At 47.3% G+C, this 18669-nt stretch carries 18 protein-coding genes; 15 read left to right on the top strand and 3 right to left on the bottom strand.

Translation table 11 applies throughout. From position 1 onward, the window contains the following. The first annotated feature begins 26 nt into the window (after nucleotides 1-26). The 10 genes from sufC to MARGE09_RS04115 all read left to right on the top strand — a co-directional run bounded on the left by sufC (nucleotide 27) and on the right by MARGE09_RS04115 (nucleotide 7001). Nucleotides 27-773, top strand: a complete 747-nt coding sequence (sufC, locus tag MARGE09_RS04070) for a Fe-S cluster assembly ATPase SufC (RefSeq protein ID WP_476703468.1) — start codon at nucleotides 27-29, stop codon at nucleotides 771-773. Then, nucleotides 773-2104 carry a Fe-S cluster assembly protein SufD gene (sufD, locus tag MARGE09_RS04075; protein ID WP_236986080.1) on the top strand — a complete coding sequence of 444 codons (1332 nt, stop codon included), beginning with the start codon at nucleotides 773-775 and terminating at the stop codon, nucleotides 2102-2104. The genes sufC and sufD overlap by 1 nt, the downstream gene beginning before the upstream one ends. Nucleotides 2105-2114: 10 nt before the next feature. After that, complete coding sequence (locus MARGE09_RS04080) at nucleotides 2115-3335, top strand: aminotransferase class V-fold PLP-dependent enzyme (protein WP_236986081.1); 1221 nt, start codon at nucleotides 2115-2117, stop codon at nucleotides 3333-3335. 42 nt (nucleotides 3336-3377) lie between these two features. Then, entirely contained in the window at nucleotides 3378-3779 is a 402-nt protein-coding gene (locus MARGE09_RS04085; protein WP_236986082.1) for a HesB/IscA family protein, read from the top strand. Between the two features lie 76 nt (nucleotides 3780-3855). After that, nucleotides 3856-4392, top strand: a complete 537-nt coding sequence (gene sufT, locus MARGE09_RS04090; RefSeq protein ID WP_236986083.1) for a putative Fe-S cluster assembly protein SufT — start codon at nucleotides 3856-3858, stop codon at nucleotides 4390-4392. Next, nucleotides 4392-4838 (top strand): SufE family protein, encoded by a 447-nt coding sequence (locus MARGE09_RS04095; RefSeq protein ID WP_236986084.1) that lies wholly within the window; start codon nucleotides 4392-4394, stop codon nucleotides 4836-4838. Before sufT ends, MARGE09_RS04095 begins: the two co-directional genes overlap by 1 nt. A gap of 23 nt (nucleotides 4839-4861) precedes the next feature. Beyond that, nucleotides 4862-5515 (top strand): sigma-70 family RNA polymerase sigma factor, encoded by a 654-nt coding sequence (locus tag MARGE09_RS04100; RefSeq protein ID WP_236986085.1) that lies wholly within the window; start codon nucleotides 4862-4864, stop codon nucleotides 5513-5515. Next, nucleotides 5512-5733: a zf-HC2 domain-containing protein gene (locus MARGE09_RS04105; RefSeq protein ID WP_236986086.1), complete on the top strand. Its 222-nt coding sequence runs from the start codon at nucleotides 5512-5514 to the stop codon at nucleotides 5731-5733. The genes MARGE09_RS04100 and MARGE09_RS04105 overlap by 4 nt, the downstream gene beginning before the upstream one ends. A 99-nt stretch (nucleotides 5734-5832) precedes the next feature. Beyond that, on the top strand, nucleotides 5833-6156 hold the full coding sequence (locus MARGE09_RS04110; protein ID WP_236986087.1) for a transposase: 324 nt from the start codon (nucleotides 5833-5835) through the stop codon (nucleotides 6154-6156). Next, on the top strand, nucleotides 6144-7001 hold the full coding sequence (locus MARGE09_RS04115) for an IS3 family transposase (RefSeq protein ID WP_236987444.1): 858 nt from the start codon (nucleotides 6144-6146) through the stop codon (nucleotides 6999-7001). The genes MARGE09_RS04110 and MARGE09_RS04115 overlap by 13 nt, the downstream gene beginning before the upstream one ends. 58 nt (nucleotides 7002-7059) lie before the next feature. Here the strand turns inward: MARGE09_RS04115 and MARGE09_RS04120 are convergent, their stop codons facing one another. Then, a complete protein-coding gene (locus MARGE09_RS04120; RefSeq protein ID WP_236986088.1) occupies nucleotides 7060-9108 on the bottom strand; it encodes an ankyrin repeat domain-containing protein in 2049 nt (682 codons plus the stop codon). Next, the gene (locus tag MARGE09_RS04125; protein WP_236986089.1) at nucleotides 9095-10402 is read right to left on the bottom strand and encodes an NAD(P)-binding domain-containing protein; all 1308 of its coding nucleotides are present in this window, start codon (nucleotides 10400-10402) and stop codon (nucleotides 9095-9097) included. The genes MARGE09_RS04120 and MARGE09_RS04125 overlap by 14 nt, the downstream gene beginning before the upstream one ends. A 411-nt stretch (nucleotides 10403-10813) precedes the next feature. Here MARGE09_RS04125 and MARGE09_RS04130 point away from each other — a divergent pair, with 411 nt between their 5' ends. Genes MARGE09_RS04130 through MARGE09_RS04150 form a run of 5 tightly spaced genes read left to right on the top strand, consistent with a single transcriptional unit; the run spans nucleotide 10814 to nucleotide 17764 of the window. Next, nucleotides 10814-11284 (top strand): tetratricopeptide repeat protein, encoded by a 471-nt coding sequence (locus tag MARGE09_RS04130; RefSeq protein WP_236986090.1) that lies wholly within the window; start codon nucleotides 10814-10816, stop codon nucleotides 11282-11284. Then, complete coding sequence (locus MARGE09_RS04135) at nucleotides 11281-12183, top strand: hypothetical protein (protein ID WP_236986091.1); 903 nt, start codon at nucleotides 11281-11283, stop codon at nucleotides 12181-12183. The genes MARGE09_RS04130 and MARGE09_RS04135 overlap by 4 nt, the downstream gene beginning before the upstream one ends. Before the next feature lie 8 nt (nucleotides 12184-12191). After that, entirely contained in the window at nucleotides 12192-13820 is a 1629-nt protein-coding gene (locus MARGE09_RS04140; protein ID WP_236986092.1) for a cytochrome c3 family protein, read from the top strand. Further along, nucleotides 13817-15577, top strand: a complete 1761-nt coding sequence (locus MARGE09_RS04145) for a hypothetical protein (protein WP_236986093.1) — start codon at nucleotides 13817-13819, stop codon at nucleotides 15575-15577. The genes MARGE09_RS04140 and MARGE09_RS04145 overlap by 4 nt, the downstream gene beginning before the upstream one ends. Nucleotides 15578-15580: 3 nt before the next feature. Next, nucleotides 15581-17764 (top strand): hypothetical protein, encoded by a 2184-nt coding sequence (locus MARGE09_RS04150; RefSeq protein WP_236986094.1) that lies wholly within the window; start codon nucleotides 15581-15583, stop codon nucleotides 17762-17764. Nucleotides 17765-17917: 153 nt separating this feature from the next. Here the strand turns inward: MARGE09_RS04150 and MARGE09_RS04155 are convergent, their stop codons facing one another. Further along, on the bottom strand, nucleotides 17918-18577 hold the full coding sequence (locus tag MARGE09_RS04155) for an HvfX family Cu-binding RiPP maturation protein (RefSeq protein WP_236986095.1): 660 nt from the start codon (nucleotides 18575-18577) through the stop codon (nucleotides 17918-17920). Nucleotides 18578-18669 lie beyond the last annotated feature (92 nt).

The raw sequence follows: 18669 nt of genomic DNA on the forward strand, positions 1-18669 counted from the left end.
GGCCGTATTGTGAGAATATATTTATGTTGAAGATTGAAAACCTACAAGCCAGCGTTACCGAAAAGTCCATTTTAAAAGGCTTAAATCTCACCATTAAACCCGGTGAAGTTCACGCCATCATGGGCCCAAACGGGGCAGGTAAAAGTACTTTAGGCCATGTTCTGGCCGGGCGTGATGGCTACGAAGTTACTGGTGGTAGCGCTACCTTAGAAGGTAAAAACTTACTCGAATTAGAGTGTGAAGAGCGCGCCCGTGAAGGTTTATTTTTGGCTTTCCAATACCCCGTAGAAATTCCCGGTGTTAGCAATATGGAATTTTTAAAAGCTTCGGTCGATGCCGTAAGAGCACACCGCGAATTGCCCGCCTTAGACGCTGTTAATTTTATGAAGAAAGCGCGCGAAGCCTGTAAAGCGGTTAATCTTGATCAGCAATTTTTAAAACGCGGTGTCAACGAGGGTTTTTCTGGCGGTGAGAAAAAGCGCAACGAAATTATGCAAATGATGTTGCTAGAGCCTAAGCTTGCCATTCTAGACGAAACCGATTCCGGCTTGGATATTGATGCATTGCAAGTGGTGGCTAATGGGGTCAATGCACTGCGCAGCCCAGAGCGCTCTTTTATTGTGGTTACCCACTACCAGCGTTTGCTTGATTACATCGTGCCAGATTATGTGCACGTCTTAGCCGATGGCAAAATTGTAAAATCGGGCGATAAATCGTTGGCGCTTGAGCTAGAAGAAAAAGGTTACGGCTGGTTGGAAGGCGGAGCTGCATAATGACCGCCGTATCGCAACATTCCGCTATAGAGCAAGGCCTAGCCCTTGCTACCGAAACATCCGTTCACTCGGCAACGCAAACGCGCGCGCGCGAAGCTTGGGCACAAAGCCCTTGGCCAACCCGCAAAACCGAAGCGTGGAAATATACCCCGGTTAAGGCTATTGCCGATGGCAATTTTATTGCGCCGCCAGCTAGCCCACCTGTTACTGAAGGTGTGGCTGATATTTTTGCCATTGATGGGCTTAACGCCCTCGACCTGGTTTTTGTAGATGGTCAATTCCAAGCGAGTTTATCAACCGATTTAACAGCGCTACCAGCAGGGCTAAGCGTGATTGCACTTGCCGATGCCTCAGAGCAGGTTCGCAGTCAGTATTTTAATAAAGCCGCTGGCGAGCACGCGACTTTATTTGGCGAGCTAAACACTGCCGCTATTCGCGAAGGCTTTGTGGTTGAAGTCGCCAAAAATGCAGATATTAAGCAGCCTATTCATATCGTGAATGTGGCGACTCAAGCGCAAGCCTGTATGGCAACGGCGCGGGTTTTGTGGCTGCAAGCGCCTAGCAGTCGCGCAACCTTGGTAGAGCATTTTACCAGTTGTGAAGGTTCAAAGGTTTTAACCAATAGCATCACCGAATTCTTTGTGGGTGAAAACGCCGAGTGCAATCATTACCGCTTGCACTTAGAAAGCGAAGAAAACCTGCATATTGGCGGCGTTTATAGTCAGATAGAAAAAAGTGCGCGCCTAAATAGCTTTTATTTGGCGATGGGTGCAAACCTTCAGCGTGTTGATGTAGTGACTCAGTTTGAAGGCGAAGGTGCAGAGGCTATAAACAACGGCGTGTACTTGCCGCGCAATAAACAGCTAACCGATTTTCATACCTGTATTGAGCACAAAGTGCCGCACTGCAATAGCAACGAAATTTTCCGCGGTATTATTGGTGATAGCGCACGAGCTGTTTTTAATGGCCGTATTCACATTCATAAAGATGCGCAAAAAACCTTGGCTGAATTAAGCAATAAAAACCTACTTACCAGCGAAAAGGCCGAGGTTAACACCAAGCCCGAACTAGAAATTTATGCCGATGATGTACGTTGCGCGCACGGTGCAACCATTGCAAAAATAGACCCTCTTGCTATGCATTATTTACGTACGCGCGGTATTAGCAAAGACGAAGCGCAGGTAATGCTGAGCTTTGGTTTTATTAATGAGTTAATTGAGCAGTTAGGTAACGAAGCTATTGTGACTTACTTGCGCCCTGTTATTGCTGGGCGTTTCGCAAAAGATCCCGCGTTAGTCGAGCATTTATTAACCCCCATTGATGAGCGCTAAAGGTATGGTAATGGATTTTGATGTGAATGCTGTGCGGGCGCAGTTCCCGATATTAAACCAAATGGTTAACGGTTCGCCGCTAGTGTATTTGGATAGCGCAGCGACAACACAAAAGCCGCAATCGGTGATTGATGCTATCACCGATTATTACACGGGTTACAACTCAAATGTGCACCGCGGTGCACATGCCTTAGCAGATAAAGCCACCATTGCTTTTGAAGCAGTACGCCAAAAAGTAGCGGCTTTTATCAATAGCCCAGCGCCAGAACAAGTGCTTTGGACGCGCGGTACGACCGAGTCAATCAATTTGGTGGCGCATTCGTGGGGCGATAGCCACATAGGCGAAGGCGATGTCATTTTGGTGTCTGAGCTAGAGCACCACGCAAATATTGTACCTTGGCAAATATTAGCGCAGAAAAAAGGCGCTAAAGTTGTACCAATTCCGCTAACAGATGCGGGTGATATCGATCAGCAAGCTTTTACTGCGTTGTTGACCGATAAGGTGAAGTTGCTGGCAGTAAGCCATGTCTCTAACGCTTTAGGCAGTGTGAACCCGGTTAAAGCCATGGTGGCGCAAGCAAAAGAAAAAGGCATTACAACTTTGCTTGATGGGGCGCAAGCGGTAGCGCATTTCCCGATTGATGTGCAAGCGTTGGGCTGTGACTTTTATGTGTTTAGTGGCCATAAATTATTTGGCCCCACGGGTATTGGTGTTTTGTGGGGGCAAAAAGAATTATTAGCGAGCATGCCGCCTTACCAAGGTGGTGGCGAAATGATTGAGACTGTCAGCTTCGAGGGTACAACCTTTAATGGCTTGCCATTTAAGTTCGAAGCTGGAACGCCGCACATTGAAGGTGTAATTGGTTTTGGGGCGGCGATAGATTTTCTTGCAACTTTAAATCATGAGCAAGTTGCCGCTCACGAAGCAGATTTAATGGCTTACATTATCGAGCAGGCAAAAGCGTGTACAGGTTTAACGCTTATTGGTCAGGCTGCCCATCAAGCAGGTGCCTTTAGCTTTTTACTGGAGGGCGCGCACCCTGCCGATGTAGGCATGTTACTGGACCAGCAGGGCATAGCTGTGCGCACGGGTCATCATTGCGCGCAACCGCTAATGAGCCGGTTTAATATACCAGGCACTGTGCGTGCTTCTTTGTCTATTTACAATACGCGCGATGATATTGATCGTTTATTTGCGGGCTTAGAAAAAGCCAAGCAGTTTTTACTATAAGCGACTTAAAGCGTGCTTTAGGTTTGCTCGGAGGGTTGTCTTATGACAGAGCCAAGTAATACATCAACAGCGGTACCTGTAACATCTCCAGCAGCGGGAGTACAAAGCTTTTCGTCTGCCGATGTTTTAACGGTTACCGAAACAGCGGCAGAGCATTTTGCTCGGGTGTTGGCTAAATCTGGCAAAAAAGCCATTCGGGTTACCTTAAAAGAGGCCGGCTGTACTGGCTTTAAATATGTGATTGATGAAGTCGATGAGCAAGAATCTGGTGATATAAAAAAGTCGCTGCCAAATGGTACCGCTTTGTATATAGACCCTAAACACATTGGGGCTTTACAAGGCACCGTTATCGATTTCACAATTCAGGGCGTTAATAAAAACTTGGTGATTAATAATCCCAATGTGAAAGATGCCTGCGGTTGTGGCGAGAGCTTTAGTGTTTAGCGGTATCTTTGCATTACGCTAAAACTCAAACGTAAAAAGTGTTATAGAACCGCTAGCGGTTAATGTTGGTAAGAATATGTCTGAACAAAGAATGGTATCGACCGTGCGAGATTGCCCTGGTCGACTTGTGCCAGTGGGTGATGTGGTGACTATTCCCGCCCATAACTTCGTTACTATTACACAGTCATTGGGCGGCAATTATACTGTTGTTTATCAGGGTAATATGATTCGTGTAGATGGGACTGATGCCGATGCATTAGGGTTGGAAAAATACGAATTGAGCTTTGATGATGCAGGTGATGGTCAAATACACGAAGAGCAGGTCTGGCAAGCTCTAGAAACCGTATACGACCCCGAAATCCCCGTAAATTTAAAAAGCTTGGGCTTGATTTATAGTGTGAATGTCGACCAAGAAACAGGCGAGGTCGATATTGAAATGACATTGACTGCGCCCGGTTGCGGCATGGGGCCTGTACTGGTTGGTGATGTGGAATATCGCGTTGCGTTAGTGCCTAATGTTAAAAAGGTTAACGTAAAGCTGATATTTTACCCACCGTGGAGCCGCGAGATGATGAGCGAGGAAGCGCAATTGGAAACGGGGTTGTTTTTCTAATGACAATTGAATTAGCCAATGCGGCGCCTACGGCCTTTGGTGTAACCATTAGTGCTGAAGATATTTTAGATTCCCTATCATTTTTTGATACATGGGAGGAACGGTACAAATATATTATTGATCTTGGTAAAGAAATCCCCGCGATGGATGCAGCGCTAAAAACCGACGATCAATTGATTCGCGGCTGCCAAAGCCAGGTGTGGATTCAAGAATATATTTTTGAAGGCAGGCTCTGCTTTTTGGTCGATAGCGATGCTTTTATTGTTAAAGGTTTGCTGGGTGTTGTACTCGCAGCTTATAACAATAAAGCACCCTCAGAGATTATCGCTTTTGATATCGACCAGTATTTCGAGGCGTTGGGTTTACTTAAGCATCTAAGCCCAACGCGCGGTAGCGGCATGAGGGCAATGGTTGCCCGCATTCAAGAAGTTGCAAAAGGCGCGTAAGCGCCTTTTTTGTGGGAGCGTTTATGAATGCGAGTAATGCGGTTGTCGTGAATGATTATGCTGAAGCTGAACAGACGGTAAGTCATCACTTTAACGATGTTGTTTATATGTCGCAATTGCGCGATCACATGGTTAAGTTTGCGGCGACTCAGTTGCCCGATAAGGCAATTGCCGAAGATCTAGTACAAGATGCTTTGCTTGGGGCAGTAAAAAACTTACAGCACTTTTCTGGGCGGGCCGCTTTTAGAAGTTGGGTGTTTGCGATTCTAAAAAATAAAATGGTGGATTTTTTCCGGCGGCAGGGCCGGGCGCCTAAGACAGAATCTTTAGACTTTGAAGACAATTTTAAAGATGATGGCCATTGGCAAGACCAGGCAATGCCACAGGTTTGGCAATGCCCTGAAAACGGTCTAAAACAACAACAGTTTATGCAGGTGCTTGAGTTGTGTCTTAATAAGCTACCGGCACGCCAGGCACGTGTTTTTATGATGCGTGAATTTTTAGGTTTAAGTACATTAGAAATCTGCGGGCAAGTGGGCATTACAGAAACTAACCTTAATGCCATGTTGTGCCGCGCAAGAACAGCATTGCAACAGTGCCTGTCGACCCATTGGCTAGATACTGCTAGCCCTCAAAAAACGGGTTTTGAGCGCTTTTTTAAACGGAGCGCGCAATGATTAGTTGTCGTAGAGCTTCAGAGCTTTCTTCGCTGGCGCAAGATCAACCCTTGACGCTCTCGCAAAAAATGCAAATGAAAACGCACCTTTTAATGTGTCGCGCATGCCGCAATTTCTCTAAGAATATGGGAAGTTTAACGAACGCGATGGAAGCCTTTAGGGGTGATGGTGAAAAACCAAGCGGCCGCAGCGCGAAACCAGAAAAAAATAAGGGTTAGCGTGCCGTTTTTTGTTGACTCGAACAAACAGCTCGTTGTTCTGGTCTAATAATCTCGGACACATAGTTAGGTGGTATTCTACAGATATAGGAGTATCACATGAGCAAGAAACGACCGGTATTTAGCCCAGAATTCAAGCGAGAGGCGGCAGAGCTTGTCACCGAGAAAGGCTACAGTATTCTTGAGGCCTGCGAGGCGCGTGGGGTTAGCGAAAGTGCGCTAAGGCGGTGGGTTGATCAGCTCACGAAAGAGCTATCGGGCCAAACGCCAGAAGGAGCAAAGGCCTTAACAGCAGAACATCAAGAAATCCAGAGGCTAAAAGCTAAGATTAAAGACTTGGAAGAGGATAATGAAATCCTAAAAAAGGCCACAGCTCTTTTTGCGACACACGACAAGGAAAGATCGAAGTTATCGCGTCGTTAAGAGAGCAATATTCGGTGAGCAAACTGCTTAAGCTCTATGACGTTAGAGCGAGTACATTTTATGACGCTCAGGCGAGGGGTGAGTGCGAGCATGATAAATACTCTGAATTACGTTTGCAGGTTAGAGATAAGCATGCCCTGAGTTATGGCTCAGCCGGTCAGCGGATGCTTATTGAATTATTAAAGTCCGAAGAAATATCAACAACGCGCTATATGATGCGTAAAATCATGCGTGAAGAAGGTTTAGTCAGTAAGCAGCGCCGTAAAAAGCCTTACCCGAAGGGTGGTGATACCTCTCTGATTGCCCCAAACTTACTCACGAGTCAGTTCGATGTAACATCCATTAATCGTTGGTGGAGTGGCGATATTACTTATGTGTGGACACAACAAGGCTGGGTATATTTAGCGGTCGTGATTGATTTGATGAGCCGTAGAGTGATTGCTCATGAAGTGTCGAGCAGTCCAAATAGCCAATTGACGGCAGCCGTTTTTAATCGCGCTTTTGAATCAAGGGGGCAACCCCAAAACGTTGTTTTCCACTCAGATCAAGGCTGCCAATATAGCAGCGCAGAATTTCAACATTGCCTAAAAAATAAAGGCGTTAAACAAAGTATGAGCCGAAGAGGTAATTGTTGGGATAATGCCCCGACAGAGCGATTTTTCGGTTCGTATAAATCCGAAAGAATGCCGAAGTTGGGCTACGAAAATATTGACGATGCACTGGCTGATATCAATCATTATATTGATTACTATTACAACTGCGTCAGGCCGCATACCGCTAATAATGGCCTGCCTCCCATTGAGGCGGAGTACCACGCAGTACCGACAACAATGAAAGTTAACTAAAACCACCTAATGCAATGTCCGGTTTTAGTTGACCAGAACACGTAACCCTTTTGCATTATTAAAAGAAAGACTTCTTTTGTTTTCTCAGATATTGAGCAACCATTATTTGTTCGGCTTGCTCTGCCATTTCGGCGGCGCTTTTGCCGTCTTTATTTCTTCTGTTTGTGTCAGCGCCGTTTTCTACTAATAGTTTTGCGGTAGGAAGGTGCCCTGCTTGCGCTGCAAGCATAAGTGGGGTCAGGCTAATGTTATTCCTTGCTGTAACATCGGCTCCGCGTTTAAGTAATTGTGCCGCGATAACATCATTGCCATTTTGAGCGGCCAGCATAAGCGGGGTATTGCCTTGCTTGTTGGCTTGGTTGATGATGCTGGCCGGCAGCATGAGTTGCTGGGCAATTGCAGCACTACCTTTTTTGCTGGCTATAGCCAGTGGTGTATTGCCTTCGCTATCGGTTAATGTTGTGTCTGCTCTGGCACCAATTAAAATGCCGACGGCGGTGTTTTGTTCTTTGGCGACAGCCAACCAAAGTGCTGTGCGTTGTAAATTATCGGTGGCATTAATGTTGGCGTTTTTAGCGAGAAGCGCTTTGAGTAAATCAACATCGCCCGATTCGGCAGCCCACATAATTGGTGTTTTATTGTCGTGTAGCTCGTTAATGTTGTTGGTGTAGGCAAGTAAGCTTTGGGCTATGGCTTGGTGTCCTTTGCGCGCAGCAATATTTATTAGCGGTTCTAGCCCTTTTGGCCGAGTCACATCGGCGCTGTGTTCAAGTAGGGTGGTTACAATTTCTGTGTGGTTATCTTGTACGGCAAGCGATATCGCGGTGTCGCCTTCGGGGGTTGTGGCGTTAACATTGGCGCCGTGGCTAATTAGCGTATCAACAATATCTAGGTGGCCATGCCATGCCGCGCGCATAAGGGGTGTTAAGTTACCATCATCGGTGGCATCAATGCTTTGGCTTAGCGTATTGCTATTTTTCAATAGCAATTCTACGTGCTTTAGTTGCCCGCGCCAGGCGGCAATGTTCAGTGGCGGCCAGTTTTGGAATGGGTTGTTGCCATCGTTAACAATTTCGCTATTGAGCGCGATATTCTTTGCTAATTCTGTATCGGTAAGTTCTGAGCGAAATTCCGCGATGGCTTCGAGGTGGCCTGCGTTGGCACCATTTTCTTTTAATAATTGCCGTAGCTCGTCGCTGTCGGCGTAATCGAGGACGGTAAATAATTTTTTGTTTTCGGTATTAATATTGGCTTTGCGTGCAAGCAGTAGTTTTACTAGCTCAATATTTTGTTGGTTGGTGGCGTGATGCAACGGGGTGTTTTGCAGGTTGTCCTGTGCGTTGATGTTAGCGCCGTTTTTAATAAGCTGCTCGGCAGTAACGTCGCGACCATTTTTTATGGCAAAAATTAACGGGGTATCGCCTAAGCTATTTTTTTTATTGCTGGATGCGCCAAGTTTTAGCAGTAAGTTTATAGCGGCGGTATTGTTTCTGTCGATGGCGTAAATTAGGGGGGTATTGCCGCTATTGCTATCAATGCTATCGATCAGTGTCTTTTGTGCGCTGTTTGAGAGCGATGCCTCGAGTGCCTGTAAATCGTTAACGCGAATTAGGTTGATAATGTCGCTTACGCTTTGTGTTTTGGTGAATTGTATCGCTTGGCCTTTTAAATTTTCGAGTCTTTGTGCTGCTTTTTGCTCGCCTTGCGCTAGGGCTTGTTCGTACCAGTGGGCTGCCTGCTCGGTATTTTTTGCGGTGCCTTTACCTGTTTCGTGGTACAGGCCGAGTGTGTAGCTGGCTTTAGCGTGATTTTGTTGCGCGGCTTTTGTTAGCCAAAATGCGCTTTTTTCGTAATTGCGGGCCACACCTTGGCCGCTATTGTAAAGCGATCCAAGTAAATATTGCGCCTCACCGTCGCCAGTTTTGGCAAGTTCGATGAGTTGGTGCTCTGCGGTATCGAATTGCTTGGTGCGAATAGATAGGCGGGCATCTTCCAGTGTTAGGGCTAAAGTGGTGCTGGCCATAGTGCAGCTTAACGTTAGCACCGCGGCTTGGCAGAGGGTATTTAGTCGCAATTGCTGGTGGAGCTTGAGGTTATTCTTGGCCATGTTTTGTTTCTACCTCAATTCCAAGTTTTTCTAGGAAGGGCGTTGGCAGTATACCGCCGGCACAAACGATGACGGCATCATTTTTAATTTGCGTGAGTGTTCCGTCGCTTTCGATAGTTACATCAGTATCGGTAATATCTTTGACGTTGGACTGGAGCAAAATAGAGAGTTTATTCTGCTGGGCTAAAGTATTGGCAAGCTCGCGGTTTTTTTGTTTCGCGCGGTCAAAGCCTTTGCCTCGGTATGAAAGGGTAACGCGGGTGCCCGCTTCTTGTGCAATGCTGGTTGCAGCCTCTAGTGCGCTATCGCCACCGCCCACAACTAATACGTGCTGACCTTCGTATTGCGCAGGGTCAATTAGGCGGTAAACCACCTTGCTTAGTTCTTCACCTTTCACGCCTAGTTTGCGAGGGGTGCCTCGTCGGCCTAAGCACAGCAATAAGCAGCGGCTGCTGTATTTTCCTTTGGTGGTCTCAATGCTAAAGCCGCTATTGCCGTCGTGTGGTATAGCGCTTTCTAGGCGTTCGTTAAAGTTAATATCTAGCTCTTGGTCTTGGATAATCTCTTGCCACATTTCTAGGAGCGCTTCTTTTGATGTTTCCTTGAGCTTTACTTTGCCAACTAAGGGGAGATCGACTGGCGCTGTCATAATCATTTTGCGGCGCGGGTAGTGGGCGACTGTGCCGCCGAGTGAGTCTTGTTCGAGTATCAAAAACTTAAGCCCTTGCTTTTTAGCGGCTAGTGCAGAGGCAATGCCCGCTGGGCCGGCGCCAACAATAATTAAGTCGTACTGCTCTGAATGTTTAGCGGATGTGACTTTACTAATGCCGTTTACCGCTTGAATACCTTGTTCGATGGCGTTGCGAATAAGGCCCATGCCACCCAGTTCCCCGGCAATAAACATTCCTGGTACGTTAGTTTCAAAGGTGGGGGTTAAAATGGGGATATCCATGCCGCGCTTTTCGGTACCAAAAACGAGAGTTATGGCCTCGAAGGGGCAGGCGGTTTTACAGGCGCCGTGGCCAATGCAGTTTGCGGGCTCTACCAATTCGGCTTTGCCGTTGATTAGCCCGAGAATGTCGCCTTCTGGGCATGCGCGGGTACAGGCACCGCAACCTAGGCATTTATTAGGGTCGATGACTGGGTGCAAGCTGGCGGGCTCTGTAAGCCCAGCTTCGATAGATTCTAGCTTTTTAATAGCTGCTTTTTGGTGCTTGCGACTTTTATAGAGCCAATATGCTACCCATACAACTAGCATGGGTAAGGCATATACCGCTAACTCAATGTAATTCATAAACATCCTAAAATTGGAGCGTGGGGGAAAATACCCCTTAAAATTCTTATGTCGACGCGCTGCAGTGTGCAGTGAAGTAAATATTGTTCATCGCGCATGCGCAGATGTCCATAGTTTTAACAGCGTTTGGTTCGCTATTGTGCGGAAGGTTTACCATGCTTGGTCGTCCCGCTACCATCTGGGCGCTATATGTGTAGGATACGCGCAATAATATTTGTTATTCGTGCGTTTGTTCTCGTTATGACGCAATGTCCGCGTTTTTACAACGCCCCCATCTAGTGTAACCTACACTGTTTTTAATTGTGCCTCTATTGGGCCATTTATACGCATAAGTTTTAGTTGTGGTTTTTTTTTAACTCTAAGGGCCATAATTGTTATTTGTTGTATTGCGTTAACCTTGAGATATCCGAAATGAACATATTTCCTGCCAGTAATATCGTTTTGAGTACAGCGATGTTGTGTTTGCTGGTTGGTGCTGTTAAAGCTACAGCAACCGAACCCACAAATACCGCGTCAAAAATTGCTTCTGTTGAGCAGTTGCTTAATGGTTTAAAGACCCGTTTAAACGCGCAGCCCGACGATGTTAAAGGGTGGGTTTTATTAGCGAAGTCATATCACCATTTGGGGTATCGCGAAGAGGCAACCCAGGCGGCGGCTAAAGCGCGTGAGCTGGGCTTTGCCGGTGAAATACTGCCCTTACCCAGCGGCCATCCTGTGGTTAGCCCTGAAAAATCGACAGGTTCGGTAAAATCTAAAAAGTACCACCATCAGGGTTTTGTAGGCAGTGATGCAGGTTCTTATGTTTCTTCTTTTTTTGCTGAGCAAGAAAAACAGCAAGCGCCAGTGAATCCCTCTGAGGCGACTAAAGAGGCCGCCAAATGAGAGTTGATGATTCTTCCTCAGATATCGAGAGCATCGATAACCCCTCTGCGATTAAGCGTTTTCGCTTATTTACCGTACGCAAAGCCTTCACCTTAACGGTGTTTGCGCTGCTTATTGTGGGCTGGCGCTTGCGCTCTGAGTATTTAATTTCTGCCGAATATGGCTTGGGATACGCCTTGGGTATTGTTGGCGCATCACTAATGCTGTTGTTGCTAATTTACCCGCTACGCAAGCGCTTAAACCGTAACCCTTGGCTCGTTTTTTCGACAAAAACTTGGTTTAAGATGCATATGGTAATGGGGATTTTGGGGCCTCTAGCGATCTTGTATCATTGCAATTTCGCACTAGGTTCGACCAATAGCAATATTACTTTAGCGGCGATGGGCTTAATGGTCGGCAGTGGTTTGGTGGGGCGCTTTATTTATAGTCGTATTCACTACAGCCTTTACGGTAAAAAAATGGTGATATCGCAACTTTTTGCTGATCGCCAGAAAATGCATGATCAATTAGATGCTGATGGTTTACCTGATGATATTTTATTAAATAATTTATATGTCTTTGAGAAAAAAGTGCTAGCTCGTCGTGGTGTGCTAGGTAATTTAACCAACTTTTTTGTCTTGCGTATTACCAGTTGGTGGACGCTAATAAGTTTGACCAAAAAATTAAAGAAAATGGCCAAAAGCCCAAATTATTTGCAAGGCTTAAATCGCAATCAGCGGCGAGAATATTTTTATGTAACCCGCGCCCATATCCAAAGCTATTTAATCACTTTGCGAAAAATTGCAGGCCTATCTTTTTATGAGCGGCTGTTTTCTATGTGGCATATGCTGCATTTGCCGATATTTGTAATGCTGATTATTACTGCTGTTGCGCACGTTTATGCCGTGCACGTCTACTAGCCGTTGCTTTGCTTTTGCCTTGCGACATTAATGAAGATTATTGTGATTTGAAAATGACCGTGTCTTATCGCCGCTTGTTCCCTGTACTGCGCGTTTGTATGGCTGTGCTGCTGTTTTATGTTAGCGCCGATGCTTTCGCTCAGGATGCTTCCTTTTCGTTTAAAAAGTTATTAATGCCAGGGCCTGTTGTGGCGGGGCATGCTGAGTACGAAAAGGAGTGTGACCTTTGCCATGGCGATGACCGGCCACAGCTGTGTCGCGATTGCCACGAAGAAATCGATGCTGATATTATCAAAGCAGAAGGCTTTCATGGCCGTATGGCGGTTGCAAAGGAGCTCGACTGTATTGGTTGTCACTCTGAGCACTTGGGGCGCGATGGCGATATCCTTAACTTTGATGCCGATACCTTTAACCATGCCAATACCGACTACGAATTAACCGGCAAGCATGGCGAGGTACAATGTTCGTCTTGCCACCAAGAAAGCAAAACCTACCGCGAAGCGCCCAGCCAGTGTTTTGATTGTCACGAAAAAGACGATAATCACAAAGGCGCTTTTGGCGAGGAGTGTAGCGATTGCCATGTGACCGACGGCTGGCAAGATAACCGCTACGATCACTCAGAAACTGAGTTTGCACTATTTGGCCGCCACGAAGAAATTACCTGTGGTGCTTGCCATCCGGATCAGAAATACGAAAACACGCCTACCGAATGTTATGCCTGCCATGCGGTTAACGATGTGCATGCCGGTGTTAATGGTCGCGAGTGCGATAAGTGCCATAAGGTAACAACTTGGGATGAGCTGGCTTTTGATCACAACGTCGATACCGACTTTAAGATTAAGGGCGGCCACGAAGGCTTAAATTGTAATGCCTGTCACGAGCAGTCGGGCTTTGAAAAGCAACCCAGCATGCGCTGCGTAGGCTGCCACATTAACGATGATAAGCACTTTGGCCGCAATGGTCGCGAGTGCGATAGCTGCCATAACGAAAACAGCTGGAAGAAACAAACCTTTGATCACAATGACGATACTGACTTTGAATTACACGGTAAGCACGTCGGCTTAAGTTGCGAAAGTTGCCACGGCACCGAGGAGACCAATAAAGAATTAGCCTCTGAGTGTGTGGATTGCCACAGTGCTGACGACGTGCACGAAGGGCAAGAGGGTAAACAGTGTGGCCAGTGCCACAACGAAGAGGGCTGGCAAACCAAGGTGCGCTTTGATCACAACTTATCAGCCTTCCCTTTGATGGGGATGCACGCGATTACGAGCTGCGAAAGTTGCCATGCCAGCAAGACCTTCCAAGATGCCAAAACGGCCTGTTACGATTGCCACCAAGCCGATGATAGCCACAAGCTATCTTTAGGTACCGATTGCGCTAGTTGCCACACGCCGAATGATTGGAAGCTCTGGTTGTTCGATCACAATACACAAACCGATTTTAAGCTCGATGGTGCCCACGAAGGGCAGGCTTGCAGCGCTTGCCATACCGAGCCTGCTAAAGATGGTGTTAAGCAAAGTACCGCTTGTATTGCCTGTCACGCTAATGATGACGAGCACAATAAGCGCTTTGGGCGCACTTGTGAGCGTTGCCATGTGACCGAGTCCTTTAAAGTGATTGGAGTACAAGTGCGATGAGCCCAATAATATGGTTACGCCAGCTAGCCGCGCTGGCACTGATGCTAGTCGCTTTGTGCTCGGTCAATGTTTTGGCTGCTGATGAGGGTGATGCCAGCGCCGAAGCCCCCGCTGAACAAGCCTTTACCTTTGACCACTTTGCGACCGGTTTTGCGCTTGAGAATGCGCACGCGGATGTCGACTGTGAAAGCTGCCACTCGCGAGGCCGTTTTGAGGGGACTCCAAGGCAGTGCGTGGGCTGCCATGTGAACGGTGGTTTTGTTGAGGCTTCGGAAAAACCTGTTTCGCACATTCAAACAACAGATAACTGCAGCGATTGCCACAGCACCATGGAGTGGACATTCGCCGTGCAGGTTGACCACTCGGCCGTGCTGGGTAGCTGCGAAAGTTGCCACAATGGCACAACGGCAATCGGTAAGCATCCACAGCATATCGAAAGCTCCAACCAATGTGACGATTGCCATATTACGGCAAGCTTCAGCTTGGTTAACTTTGATCACTCGGGCGTAACTGGCAGCTGCGTTAGCTGCCACGATGGCGTGCAAGCAACGGGTAAAAACCCAACCCATATACTGTCGACAAACGACTGCGAGCTGTGCCACAGCACCTCGATATGGTCACCAGTTGTTCAAGTCGATCACTCGGCGGTAACGGGCTCTTGTGTCAGTTGCCACAATGGAACAATTTCCACGGGTAAGCCGGCGTTGCATATTAATACCACCGATGCTTGCGAAGCTTGCCACGGTACTACTTTGTGGTCGCCGGTCACTCGGGTCGATCACATGGAAGTTAACGGTACCTGCTTTAGTTGCCACGATAATGTCGTGGCCGATGGCAAACCGGCTAACCACTACCCTAGCAGCAATCAATGTGATGATTGCCACGTTACCAGCGATTGGAGTCAGGCAGTATACGACCACGGTGATATTAATAGCGGTTGTATTGCCTGTCACGATGGTGTGTTGGTTGAAGGCAAATCGCCGCTGCATATTTTGACCAGCAATACCTGCGAGGCGTGCCACAGCACAAATGTGTGGGCGCCCACTACTGCTGTGGACCATGATGAAGTGCAAGGTTCTTGTTTTAGTTGCCACAATGGCGCAACGGCTGTTGGCAAGTCTGCACAGCATATCAATACGACAAATAACTGCACTGCTTGCCACGCCACAGCGCAGTGGATGCCAGCGCAGATGGTTGACCATATTGAAGTGAATGGTACCTGTGAAAGCTGCCACGACGGCGTGGTTGCCGGTGGTAAACCAATGGATCACTACCCAACGATTGGTAAGCAGTGCGACGATTGCCATATCACCAGCGACTGGAGTCAAGCTGTTTACGATCACGGTAGTATCGACAGTGGTTGTGTCGTCTGCCACGACAACGCGTTAGCTCCTGGCAAAACGCCGTTACATATTGCGACCATTGATGCATGTGAGTTTTGCCACAACACTTCGGTGTGGTCGCCTACTGTCGCGGTGGATCACACGGCGGTATTGGGCACTTGCGCAAGCTGCCACAACGGGACTGATGCGCAAGGCAAGCACGCCGCTCATATTAATTCCACCGATACGTGCGATGCTTGCCACTTAACTTCTAGCTGGTTAGTGGACTTTGTTGATCACGACCAAGTGATGGGGGCATGTGCGAGCTGCCACGACAATGTGATTGCCGCAGGCAAGCAGCCAGATCATCCCCCCGTTGGGGATCTGGCGTGTGAGTTCTGCCATCAATCAACAACAACGTGGCTGGTGGAGTAAGTTGTGCGCTATTCCCTTTTGATTACCCAAGTGATGTTTGCTGTGCTGCCTAGTTACCTCGTGCGTAAAGTGTTTGCTGTAGTTGCTTTATTGGCTGCAGTTTTTAGCCCTTACGCGCTGGCGTCTAACGAGGTGCTAAACGACCTTAATGTTGTTGAAACTGCAGAAGGCATGGTGGTTGAAATACGCTACTTCCGGCCGCTGTTTTACGTTAGCCACTCACCGGAAAAGTCGGGTAAAAAGTTGCGGGTGCAGCTGCGCCAAAACAGCATAGACCTTGCCGCGGCAGCTGAATTCGGCAGTAACGAGGAGGTCTTGACGTGGTCGTCGGCTTTTGGCGCCCCAGTCGATACGGTGGTGTTAGACAATATTCACAGCGAAGCGCCTACGCTGGTGGTTAACTTTTCCGAGAAAGTAAAATTTAATGCGCGCCATGCAAGCGATCACCAATCGATGATTATTGTTATTGAGCGCGATAAATCAGATATTGTGAATGCGCAGGTATTTGAGGAAACAAAAACAGACGCGCCTGTTAATTTAGTGACGCAGCTAAAACCCTTAGATTATGCAATGACCGATTTGCTCGACCGCGCGAATAAAGCGATGCTCGACCAAGATTACAGTCGCGCAGTGCAAATTTTTACCCGTATTCGCGCCGAAGGTAACGAAGCTATTAAGCCGCCGGTACAAGAATTAATAGGTTTGGCGCGTGAATACAAAGGCCAATTGGCACACGCTAAAGCAGAGTACCAGCGGTACCTAGAAGACTACCCTGAAGGCGAGGGCGCGGTGCGCGTTAGCCAGCGCTTAAACGCCATTGTTACCGCCACGCAACAACCTAAACGCCCTATAGGCGCTGAGCGCAGTGCTCAAGCAGGCAAGGGCGAGCAGTGGCAAAAGCAAGTTTATGGCAGCTTTGGGCAATATTATTTTCGCAATGAAATTACGGTGGCTGATGAGTCGTCTCGACTTTTGCGCTCGGTATTAAATAACGATTTGAACGTGGTGGCCCGCGCCCGCAATGATCATTACGATTTTAAAGCCCAAATTGCTGGCAATTATCAAAAGGATCTTAACTCCGATACCGACCGCGATAAGCTAAACCCTAATTTACTGTCGCTAGAAGGGCGACAAAAAGATTGGGGTTTATACGGCCGTGTGGGTAGGCAGTCGCGTAATTCTGGTGGTGTATTTGGTCGCTTTGATGGTGGTCATGTTTCCTATGAGGCGACAGGCATTATTACGGTTAATGGCGTTGCCGGTTACCCTGTTGATTACTCCAAGCGTGACGAAGTGAATGCCGATAGAAGCTTTTATGGCGCCAGTGTTGATGTTGGTACTTTGTGGGGTGGTTGGGAGTTTAGTGGTTTCTATTTTAACCAAGTAAATCAAGGTGCACTGGACCGCGAAGCCATTGGCGGCGAAGCGCGTTATTACGATGGCCAAAAGTCTTTTTTTACAATGGTTGATTACGATATTTATTATAACAACCTTAACCTATTTATGATTAACGGTACTTGGGCATTTGACCAAGGCCTAACTTTAAGCGCCAGTTATGATCGCCGTAGTAACCCAATATTAACAACAACGTCGGCAGTTATTGGCCAAGGTGGTGACGACTTAGCCGATCTAAGCACCCGCTATACTTTGTTACAAATTGTGCAATTGGCTATGGACCGCACCGCCACTATTGATAACGCCAGCCTTGGCGTAACCAAAACGTTGAATGATAACTGGCAATTAAATGCGTCTTTAAACACTTCGAAGTACGGTGGCACGGTTGCATCTGGTGGGGTGGAAGCCATCGAGGCTTACGGGCAAGATTTTTATTATTCAGCGCAACTGGTTAGCAACCGTTTTATTACTGATAACGACAGCTTAATTGTTGGTGTGCGCTATGCCGATACCGATCGCGCGAGCACATCATCGCTAGACCTGAATTGGCGTATATCGGCAACACCTAAGCTGCGCATTAACCCGCGCTTGCGCTTTGATCACCGTAAAAGTAACGAGAACAACAACAGCCGCGTAATGACGCGCCCAGTATTGCGATTGGATTACGCGGTAAGGCGCGCGGTTAAATTGGAGCTTGATCTGGGTTACGACTTCATCAGTGAAACCTTTATTGATCAAGATGTAGATTCAACCGGTTATTATGTAAATGCTGGTTATCGTTTGCAGTTTTAGCGCTTCCAAAGCCAATACCTGGTAGCGAGTATTGGCTTTGCTTTGCATGTAAATTCGGCGTTTACCGATGCCCTTTAAACTACACCTAACGCCTTTACACTGCAGCTAATCTCCTAAAACTACACCTGTAGTGGTCAATTCAACCCCTTTAAGCTACACCGTTGTATTAATTAAACGCTTGTGTAGCCAATAATCTAAACTGATGTAGCGCCCAGCCCCCATAAAAAACAGTGCCAGCAGCATAATAAAATAAGTAGCGGCAAATTCGATGCCGTTATTCAGGACAACAAAATTTCCCGTTTCAGTTAACCATTCGTAATTACCGTTTTCTTGCAAAATGTTTTTTGCGCGGCTTAAGCGGCTGCCTACGGCTTCGCTATTTTCTAAGCTGGCTTTGGCTCCTGGGAAGTTTACTGGCGCTAATACCGCGGACATACTGGTTTCGGGATTGCTTGGTGCTATAGCGTACCAGCCGTTACCCCAGTGTGCCGTTGTCATAGCGATTATCATCGTGAACATTAACGGCGCCGCTAGCCAGCGTGTGGCAATGCCAAATAGCAAGGCAAAGCCGCCAATAATTTCAGTGGCAGTGGCTAAAAAGGCCATAAGGAATGGTGCCGGCAAGCCTAATCCCCAATCACTATTGCCAAACCACATCACGACACTATCAAAGCTGTTTAGCTTGTTTAACCCAGCAGAAATAAAAATAGGCGCGAGATATAGCCTCAGTAATAGCGGTGCAATAAAATCGGCGGGGCGGGTTTTATTGAGTAGCATGTGTAGGTATGTGCAATATTTTTGAAGTGTAGGCATGTGTTTATCCCCTATTCGTAATGAACAGCTGTTAAGAGTATTGAGCGTTTTGGCCTATTGGCTTATTGGTTTGTAGGTGCTCGAGCGGGTGG

The sequence above is a fragment of the Marinagarivorans cellulosilyticus genome, assembly GCF_021655555.1.
In the GTDB taxonomy this organism is placed as follows: domain Bacteria; phylum Pseudomonadota; class Gammaproteobacteria; order Pseudomonadales; family Cellvibrionaceae; genus Marinagarivorans; species Marinagarivorans cellulosilyticus.

Bases quoted from the DNA above. Each gene is read 5' to 3' on its own strand.
- MARGE09_RS04145 (WP_236986093.1), top strand. From the start codon at position 13,817: ATGAGCCCAATAATATGGTTACGCCAGCTAGCCGCGCTGGCACTGATG.
- MARGE09_RS04130 (WP_236986090.1), top strand. From the start codon at position 10,814: ATGAACATATTTCCTGCCAGTAATATCGTTTTGAGTACAGCGATGTTG.
- sufD (WP_236986080.1), top strand. From the start codon at position 773: ATGACCGCCGTATCGCAACATTCCGCTATAGAGCAAGGCCTAGCCCTT.
- sufT (WP_236986083.1), top strand. From the start codon at position 3,856: ATGTCTGAACAAAGAATGGTATCGACCGTGCGAGATTGCCCTGGTCGA.
- MARGE09_RS04125 (WP_236986089.1), bottom strand. From the start codon at position 10,402: ATGAATTACATTGAGTTAGCGGTATATGCCTTACCCATGCTAGTTGTA.
- MARGE09_RS04155 (WP_236986095.1), bottom strand. From the start codon at position 18,577: ATGCCTACACTTCAAAAATATTGCACATACCTACACATGCTACTCAAT.
- MARGE09_RS04095 (WP_236986084.1), top strand. From the start codon at position 4,392: ATGACAATTGAATTAGCCAATGCGGCGCCTACGGCCTTTGGTGTAACC.
- MARGE09_RS04080 (WP_236986081.1), top strand. From the start codon at position 2,115: ATGGATTTTGATGTGAATGCTGTGCGGGCGCAGTTCCCGATATTAAAC.
- MARGE09_RS04100 (WP_236986085.1), top strand. From the start codon at position 4,862: ATGAATGCGAGTAATGCGGTTGTCGTGAATGATTATGCTGAAGCTGAA.
- MARGE09_RS04110 (WP_236986087.1), top strand. From the start codon at position 5,833: ATGAGCAAGAAACGACCGGTATTTAGCCCAGAATTCAAGCGAGAGGCG.
- MARGE09_RS04120 (WP_236986088.1), bottom strand. From the start codon at position 9,108: ATGGCCAAGAATAACCTCAAGCTCCACCAGCAATTGCGACTAAATACC.
- MARGE09_RS04135 (WP_236986091.1), top strand. From the start codon at position 11,281: ATGAGAGTTGATGATTCTTCCTCAGATATCGAGAGCATCGATAACCCC.
- MARGE09_RS04085 (WP_236986082.1), top strand. From the start codon at position 3,378: ATGACAGAGCCAAGTAATACATCAACAGCGGTACCTGTAACATCTCCA.
- MARGE09_RS04105 (WP_236986086.1), top strand. From the start codon at position 5,512: ATGATTAGTTGTCGTAGAGCTTCAGAGCTTTCTTCGCTGGCGCAAGAT.